The sequence below is a fragment of the Streptomyces yatensis genome (genome assembly GCF_018069625.1).
Taxonomy (GTDB): Bacteria; Actinomycetota; Actinomycetes; order Streptomycetales; family Streptomycetaceae; genus Streptomyces; species Streptomyces yatensis.
Genome location: NZ_CP072941.1, coordinates 10,124,588 through 10,143,989, shown reverse-complemented (window position 1 = coordinate 10,143,989; position 19,402 = coordinate 10,124,588). Strand labels below are relative to the sequence as shown.

The 19,402-nt window shown below is 70.4% G+C and carries 18 protein-coding genes and 2 pseudogenes; 9 read left to right on the top strand and 11 right to left on the bottom strand.

Annotated elements, in window-relative coordinates; genetic code table 11:
• The first annotated feature begins 552 nt into the window (after positions 1-552).
• From J8403_RS42315 to J8403_RS42300, 4 genes are all read left to right on the top strand, one after another.
• Positions 553-1,329 (top strand): (5-formylfuran-3-yl)methyl phosphate synthase, encoded by a 777-nt coding sequence (locus tag J8403_RS42315; RefSeq protein WP_211127851.1) that lies wholly within the window; start codon positions 553-555, stop codon positions 1,327-1,329.
• Between the two features lie 8 nt (positions 1,330-1,337).
• Entirely contained in the window at positions 1,338-2,741 is a 1,404-nt protein-coding gene (locus J8403_RS42310) for an aldehyde dehydrogenase family protein (RefSeq protein WP_211127850.1), read from the top strand.
• Positions 2,738-3,847 carry an NAD(P)-dependent alcohol dehydrogenase gene (locus J8403_RS42305; RefSeq protein ID WP_211127849.1) on the top strand — a complete coding sequence of 370 codons (1,110 nt, stop codon included), beginning with the start codon at positions 2,738-2,740 and terminating at the stop codon, positions 3,845-3,847. Before J8403_RS42310 ends, J8403_RS42305 begins: the two co-directional genes overlap by 4 nt.
• Before the next feature lie 101 nt (positions 3,848-3,948).
• Positions 3,949-4,863, top strand: coding sequence for a class I SAM-dependent methyltransferase (locus J8403_RS42300; RefSeq protein WP_211127848.1), 915 nt, complete (start codon positions 3,949-3,951; stop codon positions 4,861-4,863).
• 33 nt (positions 4,864-4,896) lie between these two features.
• On the opposite strand, the gene J8403_RS42295 is transcribed toward J8403_RS42300, so the two are convergent.
• Both J8403_RS42295 and J8403_RS42290 read right to left on the bottom strand, forming a co-directional pair.
• Positions 4,897-5,562, bottom strand: coding sequence for an SGNH/GDSL hydrolase family protein (locus J8403_RS42295; RefSeq protein ID WP_211127847.1), 666 nt, complete (start codon positions 5,560-5,562; stop codon positions 4,897-4,899).
• Positions 5,563-5,802: 240 nt separating this feature from the next.
• Positions 5,803-6,186: a winged helix-turn-helix transcriptional regulator gene (locus tag J8403_RS42290; protein WP_211127846.1), complete on the bottom strand. Its 384-nt coding sequence runs from the start codon at positions 6,184-6,186 to the stop codon at positions 5,803-5,805.
• Between the two features lie 103 nt (positions 6,187-6,289).
• On the opposite strand from J8403_RS42290, the gene J8403_RS42285 reads away from it, so the two are divergent.
• Positions 6,290-6,691 carry a RidA family protein gene (locus J8403_RS42285; RefSeq protein WP_211127845.1) on the top strand — a complete coding sequence of 134 codons (402 nt, stop codon included), beginning with the start codon at positions 6,290-6,292 and terminating at the stop codon, positions 6,689-6,691.
• A 112-nt stretch (positions 6,692-6,803) separates the two neighbouring features.
• On the opposite strand, the gene J8403_RS42280 is transcribed toward J8403_RS42285, so the two are convergent.
• Both J8403_RS42280 and J8403_RS42275 read right to left on the bottom strand, forming a co-directional pair.
• On the bottom strand, positions 6,804-7,136 hold the full coding sequence (locus J8403_RS42280; RefSeq protein ID WP_211127844.1) for a hypothetical protein: 333 nt from the start codon (positions 7,134-7,136) through the stop codon (positions 6,804-6,806).
• 201 nt (positions 7,137-7,337) lie between these two features.
• A pseudogene (locus tag J8403_RS42275) lies at positions 7,338-7,679 on the bottom strand (SbtR family transcriptional regulator); the annotation flags it as partial.
• On the opposite strand from J8403_RS42275, the pseudogene J8403_RS42270 reads away from it, so the two are divergent.
• Positions 7,662-8,096: pseudogene (locus tag J8403_RS42270) on the top strand (SDR family oxidoreductase); the annotation flags it as partial. The pseudogenes J8403_RS42275 and J8403_RS42270 sit on opposite strands and share 18 nt — an antisense overlap.
• A gap of 34 nt (positions 8,097-8,130) precedes the next feature.
• On the opposite strand, the gene J8403_RS42265 reads toward J8403_RS42270, so the two are convergent.
• Complete coding sequence (locus J8403_RS42265; protein WP_211127843.1) at positions 8,131-8,508, bottom strand: hypothetical protein; 378 nt, start codon at positions 8,506-8,508, stop codon at positions 8,131-8,133.
• Between the two features lie 201 nt (positions 8,509-8,709).
• Complete coding sequence (locus J8403_RS42260; RefSeq protein ID WP_246586256.1) at positions 8,710-9,546, bottom strand: DUF8017 domain-containing protein; 837 nt, start codon at positions 9,544-9,546, stop codon at positions 8,710-8,712.
• Between the two features lie 277 nt (positions 9,547-9,823).
• Here J8403_RS42260 and J8403_RS42255 point away from each other — a divergent pair, with 277 nt between their 5' ends.
• On the top strand, positions 9,824-11,239 hold the full coding sequence (locus J8403_RS42255; RefSeq protein ID WP_211127842.1) for an amidase: 1,416 nt from the start codon (positions 9,824-9,826) through the stop codon (positions 11,237-11,239).
• Positions 11,240-11,360: 121 nt separating this feature from the next.
• Here the strand turns inward: J8403_RS42255 and J8403_RS42250 are convergent, their stop codons facing one another.
• The 3 genes from J8403_RS42250 to wrbA all read right to left on the bottom strand — a co-directional run bounded on the left by J8403_RS42250 (position 11,361) and on the right by wrbA (position 14,283).
• Positions 11,361-12,527, bottom strand: a complete 1,167-nt coding sequence (locus J8403_RS42250; RefSeq protein ID WP_211127841.1) for a DSD1 family PLP-dependent enzyme — start codon at positions 12,525-12,527, stop codon at positions 11,361-11,363.
• A gap of 472 nt (positions 12,528-12,999) precedes the next feature.
• The gene (locus J8403_RS42245; protein ID WP_211127840.1) at positions 13,000-13,446 is read right to left on the bottom strand and encodes an MFS transporter; all 447 of its coding nucleotides are present in this window, start codon (positions 13,444-13,446) and stop codon (positions 13,000-13,002) included.
• A gap of 216 nt (positions 13,447-13,662) precedes the next feature.
• Positions 13,663-14,283: an NAD(P)H:quinone oxidoreductase gene (gene wrbA / locus J8403_RS42240; RefSeq protein WP_211127839.1), complete on the bottom strand. Its 621-nt coding sequence runs from the start codon at positions 14,281-14,283 to the stop codon at positions 13,663-13,665.
• A gap of 238 nt (positions 14,284-14,521) precedes the next feature.
• Here wrbA and J8403_RS42235 point away from each other — a divergent pair, with 238 nt between their 5' ends.
• The gene (locus tag J8403_RS42235; RefSeq protein ID WP_211127838.1) at positions 14,522-15,283 is read left to right on the top strand and encodes a pirin family protein; all 762 of its coding nucleotides are present in this window, start codon (positions 14,522-14,524) and stop codon (positions 15,281-15,283) included.
• Between the two features lie 40 nt (positions 15,284-15,323).
• On the opposite strand, the gene J8403_RS42230 is transcribed toward J8403_RS42235, so the two are convergent.
• Together J8403_RS42230 and J8403_RS42225 are read right to left on the bottom strand one after the other, a co-directional pair.
• Complete coding sequence (locus J8403_RS42230) at positions 15,324-16,190, bottom strand: ABC transporter permease (protein ID WP_211127837.1); 867 nt, start codon at positions 16,188-16,190, stop codon at positions 15,324-15,326.
• Positions 16,187-16,795 carry an ABC transporter ATP-binding protein gene (locus J8403_RS42225; protein WP_211127836.1) on the bottom strand — a complete coding sequence of 203 codons (609 nt, stop codon included), beginning with the start codon at positions 16,793-16,795 and terminating at the stop codon, positions 16,187-16,189. Before J8403_RS42225 ends, J8403_RS42230 begins: the two co-directional genes overlap by 4 nt.
• Positions 16,796-16,947: 152 nt before the next feature.
• Between J8403_RS42225 and J8403_RS42220 the strand changes: the two genes are divergently transcribed.
• Complete coding sequence (locus J8403_RS42220; protein ID WP_211127835.1) at positions 16,948-19,248, top strand: polyprenyl synthetase family protein; 2,301 nt, start codon at positions 16,948-16,950, stop codon at positions 19,246-19,248.
• Positions 19,249-19,402 lie beyond the last annotated feature (154 nt).

Genomic DNA, 19,402 nt, shown 5'->3' with positions numbered 1-19,402 from the left:
CACGTGGCCCCCGTTCATTAAAGCGATAGGCCGTCACCAGAGAATTCCTTGGCGGACGGCAGCGTCACTTAAGCAGTCGGCACACGCACCTGGCAAGGCCCGTCCGGATCACGACCCAATACCGGTCGGTAATTTATTGATCAACGGCAAGTGATGAGGGAGCGAGACCCCGGGACGATATCCGATTTACCCTAATTCCGCCGTACCGCTTCCCGCCGCCAACACCCGATCCGGCCCGTGGACATGACGGTCGGCCATCTGTCGTTCCGGTGACCCACCGGCTTTATCCACTCGGGGAACATCGCGTAAATTCTGACGATCTTCTCAGGCGAGGCAGCCGCCAGTGCGTCATCTCACAACCCGCCGAGGCGTCACGAGGCCCCCAACGCACGCCGCTTCGCAACGGCGTGGACGGTGCGTTGGGGGCGCGGATGCGTCATGCAATGACCCATTCGGACTCCGCGCGCCCTGCCGGTGACCACGGGCCGCGGCAATGATGAGCCGACCGCAGGTGATCCACGACTCCGCACACCTGCCCTGTGGCGGGTGGACATGCGGTGGAAGGAATGTACGTTGTTGCTTCTCATCTCCCCGGACAGCGTCGATGAGGCCCTCGACTGCGCGAAGGCGGCGGAGCACCTCGACATCGTCGATGTCAAAAAGCCCGACGAGGGCTCGCTCGGTGCGAACTTCCCGTGGATCATCAGAGAGATCCGCGACGCGGTCCCGGCGGACAAGCCGGTGTCCGCCACCGTGGGAGACGTGCCGTACAAGCCCGGCACGGTGGCCCAGGCGGCGCTCGGCGCGGCCGTATCCGGAGCCACGTACATCAAGGTCGGCCTCTATGGATGCACCACGCCCGACCAGGCCGTCGATGTCATGCGCGGGGTCGTCCGGGCGGTGAAGGACTACCGGCCGGACGCGTTCGTCGTCGCCTCGGGCTATGCCGACGCCCACCGGATCGGCTGCGTCAACCCGCTCGCCCTGCCCGACATCGCCCGCCGCTCCGGCTCCGACGCGGCCATGCTCGACACCGCGATCAAGGACGGGACACGGCTGTTCGACCACGTTCCGCCCGATGTCTGCGCGGAGTTCGTCCGGCTGGCCCACGCAGCGGATCTGCTCGCCGCCCTCGCGGGCAGCGTCAAGGCGGGAGACCTCGGCGAGCTGACTCGCATCGGCACGGACATCGTGGGAGTGCGCGGGGCGGTCTGCGAGGGAGGCGACCGCAACGCCGGAAGGATTCAGCCGCAGTTGGTGGCCGCCTTCCGGGCGGAGATGGACCGGCATGCCCGGGAGTACGCGGCCACCGTCGCCACCGCGAGCTGACCGCGGGCATGCCGACACACCCGCCCCGTCGCACGCCGGGGCCCCGCGGCGAGCGCTTCGCCGTCCTCGATCCGGCGACGGGCGAGGCCTTCGACGAGGCTCCCGACCAGCGGCCCGACGAGTTGGACGCCATCGTCGACCGGGCCCACGACGCCTGGCGCGACTGGCGGGCCGACCCCGTCGCCCGCACCACCGCGCTGTTCGCGGCGGCCGACGCCGTGGAGGCGGCCGGGGCCGACCTCGCGCCGCTGCTCACCCGGGAACAGGGCAAGCCCCTGGCCGAGTCGTACGCGGAGGTCGCCCGCGCGGCGGCCCGCCTGCGCTACTTCGCCGAACTGGACCCGGTGCCCGAGCCGATCGCGGACGGCCGGCCCGTACGCACCGAGCTACGCTGGCGACCGCTCGGGCCCGTCGCCGCGATCGTCCCGTGGAACTTTCCGCTCCAGCTCGCGTCGGCGAAGTTCGCGCCCGCGCTCGCCGCGGGCAACACGATGGTGCTCAAGCCCTCCCCGTTCACGCCCCTCGCCACCCGGCTGCTGGGGTCCGTCCTCTCCGCCGCCCTCCCCCAGGACGTACTGACGATCGTCACCGGTCGCGAGCCCCTCGGTGCCCGCCTCGCGTCCCATCCGGGGATCCGCCATGTGACCTTCACCGGTTCGATCGCCACCGGACGGGCCGTCGCCGAGAGCGCGGCGGCCTCGCTCGCCCGGGTCACCCTGGAGCTGGGCGGCAACGACGCCGCCATCCTGCTGGAGGACGTGGAGGTGGAGCGGATCGCGGACCGGTTGTTCTGGGCGGCGTTCCGCAACTGCGGGCAGGTCTGCATGGCGGTCAAGCGCGTCTACGCCCCGGCCCGGCTCCACTCCCAGGTGGTCGAGGCCCTCGCGGAGCGCGCGAAGACCGTCGTGGTCGGACCCGGTCTCGACCCGGGCTCACAGCTGGGGCCGGTCGGCAACGCCCCCCAGCTGGCCCGGGTCGAGCGCCGCACGGCCCAGGCCCTGGCGGACGGCGCCAGAGCCGCGGCCGGTGGCCACCGGCTGGAGGGACCGGGCTACTTCTTCGCGCCGACGGTCCTGGCCGACGTCCCCTCCGGCAGCCCGGTGGTGACGGAGGAGCAGTTCGGCCCGGTCCTGCCGGTGCTGCCGTACGGGCACCTGGACGAAGCCGTCGAGGCGGCCAACGACACCGGCTTCGGGCTGGGCGGCTCGGTATGGGGCACCGACCTCGACCGGGCCGAGGCGGTGGCCGACCGGCTGGAGTGCGGGACGGCATGGATCAACCACCACGCCGAACTGTCCCTCGCCCAGCCCTTCGCCGGCATCAAGGACAGCGGTGTCGGCGTCGCGGGCGGGCCGTGGGGGCTCTACGGAAACCTCAGGCCCTTTGTCGTGCACCGCCCGGAGGAGGCGTGACGAAGAGGTTCGGCGCGGCGGTACTGCGCTCGTACGAGAGCCGATTCGCCGTCGAGGAGGTGGCCCTGAACACGGGGCCGGCCGACGGCGAGATCCTGGTCAGGATCGCGGGCTGCGGGATGTGCCGGACCGATCTCGCGGTCCGGCGCTCCGCGGGCCGCTCACCACTGCCGGCGGTGCTCGGCCACGAGGGGGCCGGGGTCGTGGTGGAGACGGGCGGCCCGGACACCGGCCTCGGCGTCGGCGACCATGTCGTGCTGAGCTTCGACTCCTGCGGACACTGCCGGAGCTGTCTGGGCGCGGCCCCCGCCTACTGTGACTCCTTCGCCTCGCTCAACCTCTTCGGAGGGCGTAAGGAGAACGCGGCACGGTTCACCGACGCGGCCGGGATCGCCCTGGCTCCCCGGTGGTTCGGCCAGTCCTCGTTCGCCGAGTACGCGATGGTCCCGGCCCGCAATGCCGTCCGGGTCGATTCCTCGCTGCCCGTCGAACTGCTCGGGCCGCTCGGCTGTGGCTTCCTCACCGGCGCCGGAGCGGTCTTCACCTCCTTCGGCGCCGGCCCCGGCGACACCGTCGCGGTCCTCGGCGCGGGAGCGGTGGGCCTGGCCGCGGTGATGGCGGCCACCGCCGCCGGGGCGGTGACCGTGGCCGTCGACCGGCACCCCGAACGGCTGGCGCTGGCCGAGCGGCTCGGCGCGAGTCCGCTGCAGGCCGCCTCGGCCGGCCTGCCCGAGCGCATTCGGCAACTGACCGACGGCGGCGCGCGGTACGCGCTGGACACCACGGGCTCCGCCCCGTTGATCAACGACGCGCTCCGGGCGCTGCGCCCGACCGGCCACCTCGGCCTGGTGGCACGGCTCCACACCGCGCTGCCACTCGAACCGGGCACGCTGGACCGGGGCCGGAGGATCTCCCACATCTGTGAGGGGGACGCGGTGCCGGGACTGCTGATTCCGCGGCTGACCGCGCTGTGGCAGGCCGGGCGCTTCCCCTTCGACCAGCTGATCCGTACGTACCCGCTCGCCGACATCAACGAGGCCGAACGCGACTGCGACGCGGGCCGCGTGGTCAAACCCGTCCTGATTCCGGCGGGAGCGGGTCGATGAGCGTGGCGTTCGACGCCACTGCCCATCCGGTCGACCGCCACGTCATTCGTACTTCGTATTTCTCGCTGTTCGTAGTCTCTGCTCGCCTCAAGGGAGGACACATGGTCGGCACAGCGCATCGGAGCGCCGGTGTGGAAGGCGTGGAAGGGGGTGTGGGTCTGACCGCTCTCATGGTCGCCGCGGCACGGGCGATCGAGACCCACCGCCACGACAGCCTGGCCCGGGACGTCTTCGCGGAGCACTTCGTGCGCGCCGCACCGGCGTCCGCGGGCTGGCCGGTGCGCATGCAACAGGTTCCGGCCGGAGACGCGGATCCGCTGTGGGGGCGGTTCGCGCGCTACTTCGGTCTGCGGACGAGGGTCCTCGACGACTTTCTCCTCCGGTCGGTGCGGGCGGAGGCCGGTGGCGCCCGCCAAGTGGTCCTGCTCGGGGCGGGGTTGGACACCCGGGCGTTCCGGCTCGATTGGCCTTCCGGCTGTGTCGTCTTCGAGATCGACAGGGAAGGCGTGCTGGCCTTCAAGCACCGGGTGCTCGACGGGCTGTCGGCCACCCCGAAGGCGGCGCGCGTACCGATCCCGATCGATCTGCGCGCCGACTGGGTCGGAGCCCTGTCCGACGCGGGCTTCGACAGGGCCGCACCGAGCGTCTGGCTGGCCGAGGGACTGCTGTTCTACCTGCCAGGCGCCTCCGAGAGGTACCTCATCGACACGGTGGACCTGCTGAGCACGGGTGGCAGCGCCCTGGCGTTCGAGGTCAAGCTCGAGAAGGACTTGCTGGCCTACCGCGACAGCCCGCTCTACACCTCCACAAGGGACCAGATCGGCATCGACCTGCTCAACCTGTTCGACGGCGAGCCGCGGCCCGACTCCGCGGGTGATCTGGCGGACAGGGGCTGGTCGACATCGGTCCACACCCCCTTCGACTTCACCCGCCGGCACGGGCGCGGCCCGCTGCCCGAGCAGAATGACGCGCTGGAGGGCAATAGGTGGGTGTTCGCGAACAAACCCCGGCGGTAACGCCGCCGTCAGACGGCCCCGGCCCGCCCGCGGTCACTCCACCAGGCGCAGCCAGGCCGCCGCGAGCGCGGCGTGACCGGCCGGCGTCGGGTGGACACCGTCCGCGGACCAGTACTCCGGCTCGGTCGTCGCGGCGAGCTCGGCGAACATGACGTCGGCGTCGAGCAGCTGGGCGTCGTACTTGACGGCGAGCTTGCGCACGACCTGGATCTTCGGGTCCAGGTCGGTGCGCCATTCCTTGCGCTCTTCCTCTCCGATGCGCACACCGGGACCGGCCTCGACGATGCCGTGGATCGGCAGGAGGAACGGCTCGATGAGGATCAGCTCCGTGCCCGCCTCGGCGAGGGGCGCGAGCAGGCGGTCGTAGCCCGCTTCGAACTCCTCCGCGGTGATCACGTAACCCTCCGGGTCCAGCGTGTGCCAGCCCATGTCGTTGACCCCGGCGAGGATGGACACCACGTCCGGGCGCGCGTCGAGTACGTCCGTCTGCCAGCGGGCTTCGAGGTCCATCACCTTGTTGCCCCCGATCCCGGTGTTCAGCCAGGTCACGGGCCGGTCCGGGTGCCGCAGTCCCCACTCGCCCGCGATGCGCAGCGGGTAGCCGAACCCGAGACCGTCCTCGCTCTCCAGCCGTTGGCAGTCGGTGATCGAATCGCCGGTGAACATCACGGTGCTTCCCGGCCGGACAGTGATCGTCATGTGCGCTCCTTGAAATCGGGCGAGGATCGGGTGAAGGGAGGACACCGAATGAGAACGGTGATATCCCGTCGAAACGATCATCCGGCGGGACCTCTCGAAAGATGTCGGACCTCACCGACATCGAACCGACAGTCCCCGATATGCCACCGACACCACGGCTCCGTCGCCCGAACCTGAGCCGGGTGAACTCGAAGCAGCGCTTGACAACTACCCCACCAGGGGCGTGGCGCTGGGCGCCCGTCAGGCGCCGAAGCGACGGCGCGCGTCCTCGATGTGACCGAGGTAGGTGTGGGTCCAGCCGCACATGCTGTCCACCGTCGCGCGCAGGGCCCGGCCCGGCTCGGTGAGGGTGTACTCGACCCGGGGCGGCACGGTGGGATGCACCTTCCGCTCGACCAGGCCGTTGCGCTCCAGCATGCGCAGGTTCTGGGTGAGCATCTTATGGCTGACGCCCTCGACGTCCGTGCGCAACTCGCTGAAGCGCAGGGTGCGCTCACCGAGCGCCTCGATGATCAGGAACGCCCATTTGTTGGCCACGTCCGAGAAGATCTCCCGCGCCAGAGAGTCCGCGCGCCTCAGGTCCGCGTCCTCCGGCAGGCCCTTGAGTAGCTGCTTGGTCACCATATGGTTCCCCCGTCACCGAAAAGTGCGTTCTTCCAGGTCGACCGCCACTCTCCTACAGTTCCCCAGTAACCACAAGAGAGTAAGGAAGAAAGGGCGAGCACCAATGGCCACCATCGATGTCTTCCACCACAACGTGCCGGCCGAGAGCGACTTCGGCTACTCGCAGGCGATCAGGTCCGGCGATCTCATCCACGTCTCCGGCCAGCTCTCGCTCGACGAGGCGGGCGACTTTCTCCACGCGGACGACTTCGCCGCCCAGCTCCAGCGGACCTACGTCAACATGGACAAGGTCCTGGGCCACTACGGCGTCACCCGCAACCAGGTCGTCTCGCAGACCCTGTACGTGGTGAACCTGCGGCAGCACGCCGCGGCGACAGCGGAGGGCAACCTGGCGTACTTCGGCGACCACCGCCCGGCCAGCACGGTCCTCGGCGTCACCGAACTGACCTTCCCCGGCCAGGTCATCGAGATCAGCTGCGTCGTCGACACGAAGCTGCCCGCCTGAGCCCGTCCATCAGGCCGCACATCGCGCACCGGTGCGCGATGTGCGGCCGTGCCCACCGGACGCGGAGCCGGCCGGTGGCATCCGATCCGCGCCACCGCCCGCCGAATGCCCGTCAGGCGCTGACGGCCTTCCGGAGCTTGCGTATGAGCTTGACGACGGCCCAGACGATGAGGCCGCCCAGGAGGAGCAGGAACAGGATGGCCTGCCACAGGGGCATCTTCTTCTTTCCGCTGGACGAGCCGCCGCTGTGGTTGCGGTAGGAGTAGCCGCTGCCCTTCGACTTCTTGTTGCCCCCGACCTTGCTGACGCCACCGCCACCGCTGCTGCCACCACCTCGCTTCGACGAGAGCGCGACGTACGAGACGGAGTCACGCGTCGGCGCCGCGTGGGCCGCGGCGGGCGCCACCCCGAGCAGGGCGCCGAGCAGGAGGAGTGTGGTTGCCAAACGCATGAGGATCCCCGTGATGGTGAGTCGGAAGGTTAATCGCGCCAGGGCGCAGCGTTGCACCCTAGGGCATGGATCCGTGCTGCCGGAACTCGCGCACGGTTCGACTGGGCCGCGACGGCCCGCTGCCTCCCGAACCGCTGTCGCATCGAGTCAGCCGAGACTCACGAGCCTCTTTCCGGCGGAGGGCATCCATTTACCTCACGAACGGGCCCTCAACCCGTCCAGCGTGAGGTCCAGCAGGCGTTCGGCCCGTTCCCGGTGTTCGGGCATGGCCGAGGTGACGGCGATGCCTTCGAGGGCGGCGCCCATGTCGGTGGGGCTGATGTCGGTGCGGATCGTCCCGGCGGCCGCGCACGCGTCCATCAGGGTGGTGATGGCGGCCTGGATCATGTCCCGACTGTGGCCATAGGGGTTGCCTCCCGTGGCGGCGATGGCGCGCAAGGCGTCGGCCATGCCGAATTTCGCGGTGACGTAGTCCAGGAAGAGGCGTGTCCAAGCGCGCAGGGCTTCGTGGGGCGGCTGCTGCGCCAGGACGACTGGGACGCGATGGTCGCGACGCACATCACCGGCCTGCTGAACGGCATCGGGGCGGCGCTTCCCCTCTTCAGGCGGCAGCGCTCCGGCCAGTTCGTCAACATCGCCTCGACCGCGGCCTACGTCGTGAAATCCCCGCAGGCCGTCTACGCGGCCACCAAGACGGCGGTGAAGGTACTGACCGAGGGACTGCGCCAGGAGTCGGGCCCCGACCTGCGGGTCACCCTGGTCTCGCCCGGGTTCACCAACACCGAGGGCGTGGGCAAGGGGGCGAGTCCCGAGGCAGCGGCGGCGGCAGCCCGACAGCGCGACGAGATGGCCATCCCGCCGTCCGCCATCGCGTCCGCGATCGGTTACGCGATCGAGCAGCCCGCCGGCGTCGACGTCAGCGAGGTCGTCGTCCGGCCCACCGCGCAGGCCTGACGACCCGTTGCGGGCGGTTGGTGTACGCGCAGCCTCACGCGGCGAGCGTCTGTGCCGCCGCCACCGCGGGCAGGGGCGCCACCGGGATGCGCACCGGCGCGACCGGGTCATTGGCGGGCCGGACGCGGTAGGTGGTCTTGCCCGGGTCCACGAGGGGGTCACCGAGGGTGATCCGCCCCTGGGAGTACAGCCTGTCGCATACGGGGGTGGGCAGAGCCACGTAGCAGCCTCCCCGGTCGGCGATGTGGTCGTACGGCTGCCAGTAGCCGTACCGGCGCCGTCCACGCGCATGCACGGTGAGAAACACCGGAGTACGGGAGTCGGACATGACGCGGAGAACGCCGGCGTCGGCAGCGGCCTCGAACGGGTCATCGGAACGGGAGCGGGACTGGTAGAGGACGGGGGACACCATGGCTGCCTTCCGAGGGCCGGGACTCACGATCAGCTACCCCAATTAAAGCAGCTATTCGATCTTGATTACAGAACTTCCGCCGGAGCGACGGGACTTGAGATGAGAAGGGGTGCGAGGGGGCCGAGAGGGAACGTGAGCACCCCCGCGATGCTCGCTCCCGCCCTGCCCCCGGATCGCCGCCGCCTCACCGGCCGACTGGTGTCAGCTGCCCGTGGACCGGACGGTGCCCATGACCTTCTCGATCTCGGCGGCCGTCAGCGCGTTGGGAACCCCTTGGTCCGCGTAGATCACCCAGCCGTGCATGGTGCCGTCGGGGAGCTTCTGCGCGATGCTGCGCACGATCGCCTTCGCCGGGACGCATGAGCTCGGCCGGTTGGTGACGGTGACCTCGGCGGTCGCGGTGTATCCGTCAATACCCCCCTGCTTCCACGGCTTGGCCTCGCTGACCTTGATCTTGGGCTTGTGGTCCGCACCCCCGTACGCGGCGAAGCCCCAGTTGCCCGCCCAGTTACGAGCGTTCTCCTGGAGGGTGCCCTCCTTGCCGCCGCCTGTGGTGCCGACGGTGGCGAGCTGCCCCTTGCCCGCCTCACCGACGGCCTTGGGGTTGGGACTCGAAGCGCAGCCGCCCTCACGGTAGTTGGCGGCCGAGGTCATGACGACGATCGGCTGGCCGTTCTCGTCCGTGTAGGAGAGGGCCGTGTTCTCATCGAATACCCGCCACTTCTTGGCCTTGGCCGGCACGTCATAGCGGAAGTGGTGCTTCTGCGCGGTCTGCGTCTGCCATCCCGCGACCGACGGCTGATCGCCCGCAGGGCCCGACGGGGCGGAGGACGGGGACGACCCCGCCGAGGGCGCCTTCGACTCCGCGGCGCTGGTGTCCTTGTCGGTGGCCTCGCCGGTGTCGTCGTTGCATCCGCTCAAGGCGACGGCCATGCCGATGCCGATGGCCGCGATCAGGGTCTTCTTCGTTCGCCGGGAGGATATACGGGTGGACTGCGGGTGCTGAGCGATGGGCTCGATGATCTTTGAGTGAGACATGATCGGCACTCTAAGCCAGTCGCGTTGCCACCCGTTTCCCACGTGGACGACCCACTGCGAGATGGATACCGGCTCGTGACACATCACACGAAGCTGATACGCGCGGCTCGGCTCACGACGTGCCGCTCAGGCCATCGCTCGGCTGGTGCCCTCGCTCGAGCGCCGGTCAGCGGGGGCTGGCCGGGGCGGTCGGGCAGCACGCCGGGGAGACTGCCAGGCGGTCCATCTGAGCTGACCAGACGCAGTATTGATATCTCAAGCAGCACGTGGAGGTTGGATGAATGTGGACAGGTCCATGTACCGGGACGCGACCGAGCTGGCCGAGCTGATCAGGACACGGCAGGTGTCGGCGGTCGAGGTGGTGCGGGCACATCTGGACCGGATCGACGAGGTCGACCCACGGCTCAACGCGATGGTGACGGTGCTCGGCGATCAGGCGCTCGCCGCGGCACGCGCCGCCGATGAGTCGGTCGCGGCCGGCGCCCCGCTCGGGCCCCTCCACGGTGTGCCGTTCACGGTCAAGGACGCGCTGGACGTCGAGGGCGTCGTGACCACGCGTGGCTCCGTGCTCTTCCGCGACCATGTCGCGGCGGCCGACGCGACCGCGGTGGCGCGGCTTCGGGCAGCCGGTGCGATTCCGCTGGCCAAGACGAACCTGCCCGAGTTCTCCTACTGGACCGAAACCGACAACCTGCTCGTCGGCCGGTGCCGCAACCCCTGGGATGTCGAACGAACACCCGGCGGTTCCAGTGGCGGCGAGTCGGCCGCGATCGCCGCCGGGATGTCACCGCTCGGGCTGGGCAGCGATGTCGCCATCTCGGTGCGTGGCCCGGCGCATGACACCGGGATCGTCGCCCTGAAGGCAACCCGGGGAAGAATTCCGATCACCGGACACTGGCCGGAGGTTCCCCGTCGCTACTGGCACGTCGGCCCGATGGCGCGCAGCGTGCGGGACATAGCGACCTCGCTGCGCGTTCTGTCCGGGCCCGACGGAGCGGATGGCGAGGTGCGGCACTCACCGCCCCACACCGACGCCCCGAAGGAGGTGGCCGGGCTGCGCGTCGGCTGGTTGGCCGAGCCCGGATTCGGTCCCGTGGACCGTGAGGTGGCGGCCACGGTCTCGGCCGCGGCCGATGCGCTGCGCGAAGCCGGCTGCACGGTCGAACCCGCTCCCCTGGAAGCCCTGGAGGCGGTGGACGGGACCGAGCTGAGCGCCATCCTGTTCGCCGCGGAGACGGCGCCGTACTTTCGGCGAGTGGCCGCCGGCCGTGAGTCCGAACTGCACACCGTCATGCACCGCACGATCGCCGCTCCCGGGGTGGCGTTGGACGACTACATCGCCGCGCAGCAGCGAGTTGAGGAGCTCGGTTCGCTGTTCGCCGGATACTTCGAGCGCTACGACGCGCTGCTGTGCCCCGTGTGCCCCGTACCGGCCCCGCCTCATGCGCGGCGGACTCTCCGTGTCGGGGACCGGACGGTACCGGCGAGCGGCATCATGCGCGCCACCGTGCCGTTCAACCTCACCGGCCTGCCCGCGCTGTCGTTGCCGTTCGGGGCCACCGGCGACAGGCTGCCGATCGGTGTCCAGCTCGTCTCCCGCTGGTTCGACGAGACGACCGTCCTGCGGCTGGGCGCGGCGCTCGAGTCGGTCAGTCCCGTCCGCCACCGCTCCCCCGGCCTCGCCCGCCGCTGATCCCTCGCCCGCGCACGGCGTCGGCCCCGGTCAGGCCCCGTCAGGCCGCGCCGTCGCGTCGGCACGATCGTCGCCGCCGGTCATCCGGCCCGGTGGACAGTTTCCGTGACGGGCAGGGCGGTCACCAGCCGCTGATGCGATGCCAGACGGCTTGGACGGCGGGTGCGTCGGTCGCCGTCCGGCCACTGTCGATGACGTGGTAGCCGCGGTGTTGTGCGGCCGTGGCGCAGGCGTGGTTGGGCAGGACGCGCAGACGGGTGCCGATGGGCAGGTCGGGCAGGGTGGCGCCGTCGCGGGCGGTGATGGTGCCGTGTTCCTGGCTCGCGGCGCTCATGACCAGGCCGGGGATCGGATGCCCCGCCAGGTCGGTGACCAGGCCGTATCCCTGGTCCTGCGGCTGGGCCGCCGTGCCGCGGTCGCGCGACATCGCCATCCAGCCGCCGTCGGTGACGATCCAGCCGTACTCGGGACGATGTCCGATGACGGTGACGACGACCGACAGCGCGAGGTCGTCGACCTGGCACACTCCGAGACCGGCCATGACCAGGTCGAAGAAGACGTAGTTGCCCGCGCGCAGTTCGGTGACGGCGGTGAGGTCCTCGGCGGCGTGCGCCGTGGGTGTCGAGCCGACGCTGACGGTGGCCACGGGCAGGCCGGCGGCACGCAGTTGCTCGGCGGCGGCGACGGCGGTGTCGCGTTCGTTCTTCGCCGCCAGCCGCTGCTCCTCCGCGGAGTAGGCGAAGTAGGACTCGCCCGCGTGGGTCAGCACACCGTCCAGGCATCCGGCGTCATGCAGGGTGCGACCGATGGCGAGGAGGGCGGGGGCGTCGGTCTTGAGGCCGCCGCGGTGGCCGTCGCAGTCGATCTCGATCTGCGTGGGGATGCCGATGCCGTCCCGACGGGAGGCTTCCGCGACGAAGCCGGCCTGCTCGGTGCTGTCCAGCAGGACGCGGAGGGTGACACCGCGGCGCAACAGGGCGATCACGCGGGGAAGTTTGTGGGGAGCGATGCCGACGGCGTAGGTGATGTCGGTGTAGCCACCGTCGGCGAACGCCTCGGCTTCGGCGAGCGTGGAAACGGTGATGGGGTGGGGCGCGCCGCCGTGCATCAGGGCGGCGACGTCAAGGCTCTTGGCCGTCTTGACGTGCGGTCGCAAGGCGACGCCGAGGTGGTCGGCCTTGGCCGCGAGGCGGTCGATGTTGCGCAGCGCCTTGTGTATGTCGACGACCGCGAAGGGGGTGTCGGGGTCGGCGAGCGTCCTCGCGGTGGTGGAGGGGGTGGAGGTCATGGGGTGAGGTCCGTCTTCTCGAAGGTTGTTCCAGGTCTCCCGGATCGCTTGCACGCCGTCGCCCTGGGCATGGCCCGCGTCCCGCGGTCACATCATCAACGAATCATCAACGAAAATTCCACTTCTAGACGATAGCGCTAGAGCATGTGTCCGGGCGGGCCGTCCAGCAGAAAGGCCGTCCGGCCCGGACAGGTGCGACGCCTCGGCGGGTGGGCGCCGGGATCGCTCCGTCTGGGCCGCCCCGGCCTTGTGCTCAGGAGACGGGCGCGTGGTGGTAGTCCGCGGCGGCGAACCGCCTTGCCCAGCTTGACGAGAGACTCCGGGGCGTCCAGACGTTCCATGACTGCCTCGATGAAGACGCGCCGGTCGCGGTCGCTCCTGGCCGTGTCGAGCGCCGCCGCGAGGGTGTCCTCGGTGTCCGCCCTGGTGGTGATGGCCAGGTCGGGTTACGCCCGGCCGGGCGCGGGCCCGCTCATGGCGGGGTGACGCGAGGGGCTACCGCGGTCACCTGGGCGCCGGACAGCTCGTCGAGGGAACGGCCGCGGGTCTCGACCCGGAAGGCGAAGGTGATCAGGAAGCCCAGGGCACAGGTGGCGGCCACCCCGAACAGCAGTGCGCTTTCCCCGACGGTGGACAGCAGGACCGGGAAGAGGAACGTCCCCAGGGCGGCGCCCAGTTTTCCGCATCCGGCGGCGAAGCCGTGGGCCGCGGTGCGCATCTCGGAGGGGAAGACCTCGGCGGGCAGCGTGAAGGTGGTGGCGTTGGGCCCGAGGTTCATGAACAAGTTGAACAGCCCGAAGCCGACGACGACCATGCCGAGGTGGGCGTCGGCCCCGCCCGGGAGCTGGTTGCCGACGGCCAGGACGCACAGTGCGAAGGCCATCATCAGGCTTGTCGTCGGCGTGGTCTTGGTGGTCATGGTCCTCACCAGGCCGGGAGCGCGTCATGGGCATTCGGGCGCCATCCTGCGGCAGACCGGGCGTCACACGCGGGCGACGGGCGCAACGACGCCCCCCGACGCACGCGGACGGCCCAATGCCTGTGGGGGACTAGGCGTGTGGGCATGGCTGGGCCGGTCGGCCGTACGACGTGGTACGGCCGACCGGCCCAGAGTGGCGTTCGCCGGGTGCCGGGCTCAGGCGGAGGCGAGGCCGGCCTTGAGGGCGGTGGTGAGGCGCACGATGCGCTCGGCCTGGACGCGGGCGGCCTCACGGGTGGTCTGGTCGACGGGGTTGCTGCCCTGGGCGTCGACGTGGGAGGTGCCGTACGGGTTGCCGTCCGCGAACTTGGCGGGGTCGGTGTAGCCGGGGGCCACGATGATGCCGCCGAAGTGGTGGAAGGAGTTGTACAGGGCGAGCAGGGTGGACTCCTGGCCGCCGTGGGTGGTGGCGGAGGAGGTGAAGCCGCTGTAGACCTTGTCGGCGAGCTTGCCCTCGCCCCACAGGCCGCCGAGCATGTCGATGAACTGCTTCAGCTGCGAGGCGACGTTGCCGAAGCGGGTGGGGGAACCGAAGACCACGGCGTCGGCCCATTCGACGTCGTCCGGGGTGGCCTCGGGGATGTCGGCGGTGGCGGCGGCGTTGGCGGCCCAGGCGGGGTTGGAGTCGATCGCGGCCTGCGGGGCCAGTTCGGCCGCCTTGAGCAGGCGGACCTGGGCACCGGCCTTCTCCGCTGCCTGGGCTATCTGCTTGCTGATCTCGGCGATCGTGCCGGTGGAGGAGTAGTAGACGACGGCTACCTTGATCGGGGCGCTCACGGTTGTGGTCTCCGTTCCGTTGGAGTCGTTCGTGCGATTTCGGTTGAAGATGCCCATGCCGGATTTCTTCCTGGTCGGTCCGTGCCCGCCGACCCGGGCACTAGTTGAACCGTAAACCATGCATAGGGCGATCAGCACCCCACTGGCGACGGGAATGATTCGGCTCGCGATGTTGTATAACGTTCAACTACATCACCGGGTCGACACCCCCGGCCGCACGGACAGAAAGGACACCACCATGGCCTCCCAGCTCGACATCCGGCGCGCCAGCGAGCGTTTCCACACCCGCGCCGGCTGGCTCGACTCCCACCACTCGTTCTCCTTCTCGCGCCACTGGGACCCCAAGAACACCCATTTCGGGCTGCTGCTGGTCTCCAACGACGATGTCGTCGCCCCCGGCACCGGCTTCGAGACCCACCCCCACCGGGACATGGAGATCATCACCTGGGTGCTCGACGGCGGCCTCGTCCACCAGGACTCCGAGGGGCACAACGGGGTGATCTACCCCGGCCTCGCCCAGCGGATGAGCGCCGGCACCGGGATCCTCCACAGCGAGAAGAACGACTCCTGGACCCTCACCGGCCGGCCTGAGCACAACGACCCCGTCCACTTCATCCAGATGTGGACGATCCCCGACGAGTCCGGTATCCGGCCCGGCTACGAGCAGCTCGACATCAACGACGAACTCGCTCTCGGCGGCTGGGCCACGCTCGCCTCCGGCATGCCCGGGCACGGCAACCAGCGGGCGATCGGCATCCGGCAGAAGCATGCCGCCCTGCACGTCGCCCGCATCCGCCCCGCCGAGACCCTGGAGATCGTCACCGCTCCCTTCGTCCACCTCTTCGTCGCGCGCGGCAGCGCCGAGCTGGAGGGCGCAAAGGCGCTGGCCACCGGTGACGCGGTCCGTGTCACCGGCGCGGAGGGCCAGCGCGTCACCGGCGGTCCCGACGGCGCCGAGGTGCTCATGTGGGAGATGAACGCCGCGGTCTCCATGGCCTGAGCCCGGCGCCTCGGGCCTCCGTCACCCCGCGAGCCCGCAGCTACGCAGGAGGCTCGCCGACCGGGACGTCGTCCGTCCGCGGTGCGGCTTCGGGATGGCGGGGCGGGACGACACGCGGCCGTCCGCTCCTGCCGAGGGTGTTGCGGGTGCGGCAGTGGAAGGCGAGGAGGGCGATGAGGGCGGCGGCGGTGAACCATCCGGCCTGGATGGCGAGGTACTTCGGAAGCGGAGTGGTGGAGAACCCGGCGCCGGTGGCGGCCTGCATCGCACCGTAGGAGGGCAGATAGCGCACCACGCCGCCGTCGGAGCTGGAGCTGTAGAGGGGATTTTGCAGGGCGAGGTCGATCACGCTGGTCATCACGATGGCGAACATGCCCTCCACCTCGCGGCGCAGCAGTGAGCCGAAGGCGACGCCCAGGGCGCCATAGGTGATGCCGGCGCAGAAGAGGGCGGCGGCGAGCAGGACGGGCTGTTCGGGGGCCCAGAAGGTGCGGGTGAGGAGGGTCGCGTAGGCGGCCACGGCGGCGGAGGCCAGCGTCAAGGAGGTGAGTTTGGCGAGGACGAGATGGCTGCGGGGGTAGCCGGCCAGGGCCAGTCGGCGGTCGAAGTGGCCGCCCGCGAAGGAGGCCGCGAACATCATGAAGCCGACGATCAGGGTGACGGCGTTGAGTGCGCCGGTGATCTCGGTGAGCTGGTTGCCGTGCGGGGTGAGCAGCCGGCCGGTGGCCCGCAGCCGGAAGCGGGTGTTGGTGCTGGGCACGGACCAGAACGCGAGCGCGGTCCACACGGGGATGAACAGGGCGATGAGGACCATGGCGAAGCGGTTGCGCAGGTGCTCGATCAGCGCGTAGCGGGCCGCCGTGAGGAAGAGGGTGCGGTTGCGGCGTAGGGCTCGGGGAGGTGTCATGCGGTGGGCTCCGCGCTCTGCGCGTGCAGACGGCCCCCGTCCAGGCGCCACAAGGTGTCGAGGCGTTCGGCGTCGTAGGCGAGGTGGGAGACCACGAGGACCGAGCGGCCGTCCTCGCGCAGCCGGGTGGCCAGGTCCCAGAACCGCTGGTAGGTCTCCCAGTCGAAGCCCTGGTAGGGCTCGTCCAGCAGCAGGGTCCGCGGGTTGTGCATGAGGGCCAGGGTGAGGTTCAGCTTCTGCCGGGTTCCGCCGCTGAGGACTCCGGCGCGTTCGTCGGCGTACTCGCTGAACCGGAGTGCCTCCATGACCTCTTCGGCTCGCACCAGGTCACTCAGGCCGTAGGCGACCTTGAAGTACTTCAGGTGCTGGCGGACGGTGAGCGCGTCATTGAGGACGGCTGCCTGCGGGCAGTACCCGAAACCGCCGTAGTGGCGGACCGTGCCGCGATCGGGGGCCAGTTCGCCTGACAGGATCCTCAGCAGGGTCGTCTTGCCCGCACCGTTCTCCCCGACGATTCCGGCCAGTACACCGGGGCGCAGTCGCAGGTCGACACCGCCCAGCACGGCACGCCGGCCGTAGGCGTGGTACACGCCGGTCACCTCCATCGAGGGCCTCCTCCCCTTGGCGTTCCGCTATAACGAGCGGGCGGCGTCGAGGGCACGGTGAGGACCCGGAATCCGGGCCGCGCTGTCATCCGATGAGGTGGGGCCGGTGAACAGCACCCGGAGAGCGGGGTGCGGACGTCTAGGTTTCCGGCATGACCATCTCCGCGTCCCGTCCCCCGGCACAGGACCCTTCGCAGGCCGCACCGCGGCACACCGCCGGTCCAGCGCCCTTCGGCCTGCCGCATCCTTCGGCCGGTGCCGAGGCGTGGTATCTCAACGGGCATCTGCGCGACGAGAGCGGCGACGAGTACACGTGGATGATCAGCGTGCTGAAACACCACGACCTGCGGGACCCCGCGGCCGGTCCCGGGTACGGCGTGGTGTCCACCTGCTCGGGCCCGGCAGGGGTCTCCCACGGCGCCTGGCTCACGCCCACCATGCACCGCGCGGTCCGCGAGGCGCTCCGCGGCGACACCGCGCAGGATCACCGGGTCCGCGAGGCGCTGGCGGAGGCCCTCGCCGAGGGCCCGCTGCTGCCCGACCGGCTGCTGGCCGAGCCGGTGGTGGCGTCGGCCGACACGCTGAACATGTCGTTCGGGGACGTGGCCGCGCTGCGCCGCGAGGAGGACGGCGGATTCCGCCTGGCCTTCCAGGCAGGGGAAGACTTCGAGCTTCTGCTCACCCCCGTCAAGGCCGCGGTACCGCAGTTCGACGCCCAGGGGCGCTATCCGGGGCGGCTTCCGACCGACGCGGACGCGATGACGTCGTACTTCGTGCCCCGGCTGCACGTCCAGGGGACGCTGCGTCATGCGGACGGCACCCAACGGCGGGTGGCGGGGCACGCCTGGTTCGAGCAGGACTGGGGCAGCACCTACTACGACGTCGAGCGGGCCCCGGGAACGCCGGACCACACCTGGGAGTGGGCCGGTATCCAGCTCGGCAACGGCTGGGAGATCGGCTGCATTCACGCGCGCAACACCGACCCCGCCACGGGTGCCACCACGCCGGCGTCCACCCGGGCCACGGTGGTCGCCCCGGACGGCGGGGTCAGCTACCACGACCTGGACTGGCAGCCAGTGCGCCACTGGACCTCACTGGCCACCCTCAACACCTACCCCACCGCGGTGCGTGTGCGCGTCCCCGACCTCGGACTGGATGCCGAGGTGATCGCTCCGGCGACGGAGGGCGAGGTCCGTACCCTGATCGTCGGACGCGCCTTCTGGGAGAGCCCCGCCACCGTGCGCGGCGTCATGGGAACCACGCCGGTGGCCGGCACGGCGTTCCTGCAGACCCTCCCGACCAACACCATCGGCGATATCGAGCACTACATGCGCCGCACCCACGACATCGCCCGGGCGGAAGCCGCCGCGCTCTATTCCACCGATGCCACCGACGAGACCGCGCTGGGCCTGCTCACCGGCACCAGCGGCGGCACGGACCTGGACACCGCCGCCCGGATCCGCCTCCATCATGCGGTCGCCGCTCCCGTGCTGCACCTGCTCGACAACCCCGGACGCTCCTGGCGCCCCTACGTGGCCGCGGCCGTCCTCTGTCTTCTCGGCGCCGACCCCGAGCGCTACCGGCCGCTGACCGCGGTCACCGAGCTGCTGCATGTCTCGGCGCTGGTCATCGATGACATCCAGGACAACTCGCCCACCCGGCGCGGCCGTCCGAGCGTCCACGAGGTCTACGGCACCGCTCCGGCGATCACCGCAGGCACGCTCGGCTACTACACCTTCGACGCCCTCATCCAGCGCGTCCCGCAGGCCGACGCCGCCACCATGCTGCGCATCTACCGGCTCTATCTGCGAGACCTGCGCGCCGCCCACGCCGGTCAGGCCCTGGACCTCGCCGGGCACCACACCGCGTTCGACCACGCCGTGGCCACCGGTGACGCCCGCCCCCTCCTCGACCAGATCCGCACCGCCCACCGGCTCAAGACGGGCATGCTCGTCCGCAGCACCGCCGAGGTCTCCGCGATCCTCGGCGGCGCCGAGGAGACCCAACTCGACGCGATCTGCGCGTACTTCGAGGCCGTCGGCATCGCGTACCAGATCACCGACGACGTCTTCGACCTGTACGGGCAGTGCACCCCCGACGAATACCAGCAGGGCATCACCACCCGCTCCCCCGCCGAAGACCTCCGCAACGGCGAGGTCACCTACCCCGTGGCCCACGCCACCGGCCTCCTCGACACCGCCGGCCGCCAACGCCTGCGCGACGCCCTGCGGCAGCGCTCCGACACTGGTGCGCTCCAGGCGTCCGACCTGCTGATGCGCAGCGGAGCCCTGGACGCGTGCATGGCCGAGGCCCGCGAACTCGTCGACACGACCTGGGAAACCCTCGCCCCCCTGCTCCCGCCGACCCCGCACAAGGCCATGGTGCGCGCACTGGGCTGGTACGCCGCCCAACGCGAAACCGACCACACCCCCCGGACGACGGCCCTTGGATGACCGCGGAGCAGTCCGCGAACAGGCCGAACGTACCGCTCCACATGGTGTCCCTGGGGCTCGGTGCCTCCCTTGACAGCGGTATTCGGACCGAAACACACTCTTTCAACTAGCCAGAATATGATGCTGGCCAGACCAGTTACCTCAGAAGACCCAG

Coding starts and splice junctions, on each gene's coding strand:
- J8403_RS42315 (WP_211127851.1), top strand. CDS start 553: ATGCGGTGGAAGGAATGTACGTTGTTGCTTCTCATCTCCCCGGACAGC.
- J8403_RS42310 (WP_211127850.1), top strand. CDS start 1,338: ATGCCGACACACCCGCCCCGTCGCACGCCGGGGCCCCGCGGCGAGCGC.
- J8403_RS42300 (WP_211127848.1), top strand. CDS start 3,949: ATGGTCGGCACAGCGCATCGGAGCGCCGGTGTGGAAGGCGTGGAAGGG.
- J8403_RS42295 (WP_211127847.1), bottom strand. CDS start 5,562: ATGACGATCACTGTCCGGCCGGGAAGCACCGTGATGTTCACCGGCGAT.
- J8403_RS42290 (WP_211127846.1), bottom strand. CDS start 6,186: ATGGTGACCAAGCAGCTACTCAAGGGCCTGCCGGAGGACGCGGACCTG.
- J8403_RS42285 (WP_211127845.1), top strand. CDS start 6,290: ATGGCCACCATCGATGTCTTCCACCACAACGTGCCGGCCGAGAGCGAC.
- J8403_RS42265 (WP_211127843.1), bottom strand. CDS start 8,508: ATGGTGTCCCCCGTCCTCTACCAGTCCCGCTCCCGTTCCGATGACCCG.
- J8403_RS42260 (WP_246586256.1), bottom strand. CDS start 9,546: ATGTCTCACTCAAAGATCATCGAGCCCATCGCTCAGCACCCGCAGTCC.
- J8403_RS42255 (WP_211127842.1), top strand. CDS start 9,824: ATGAATGTGGACAGGTCCATGTACCGGGACGCGACCGAGCTGGCCGAG.
- J8403_RS42250 (WP_211127841.1), bottom strand. CDS start 12,527: ATGACCTCCACCCCCTCCACCACCGCGAGGACGCTCGCCGACCCCGAC.
- J8403_RS42245 (WP_211127840.1), bottom strand. CDS start 13,446: ATGACCACCAAGACCACGCCGACGACAAGCCTGATGATGGCCTTCGCA.
- J8403_RS42235 (WP_211127838.1), top strand. CDS start 14,522: ATGGCCTCCCAGCTCGACATCCGGCGCGCCAGCGAGCGTTTCCACACC.
- J8403_RS42230 (WP_211127837.1), bottom strand. CDS start 16,190: ATGACACCTCCCCGAGCCCTACGCCGCAACCGCACCCTCTTCCTCACG.
- J8403_RS42225 (WP_211127836.1), bottom strand. CDS start 16,795: ATGGAGGTGACCGGCGTGTACCACGCCTACGGCCGGCGTGCCGTGCTG.
- J8403_RS42220 (WP_211127835.1), top strand. CDS start 16,948: ATGACCATCTCCGCGTCCCGTCCCCCGGCACAGGACCCTTCGCAGGCC.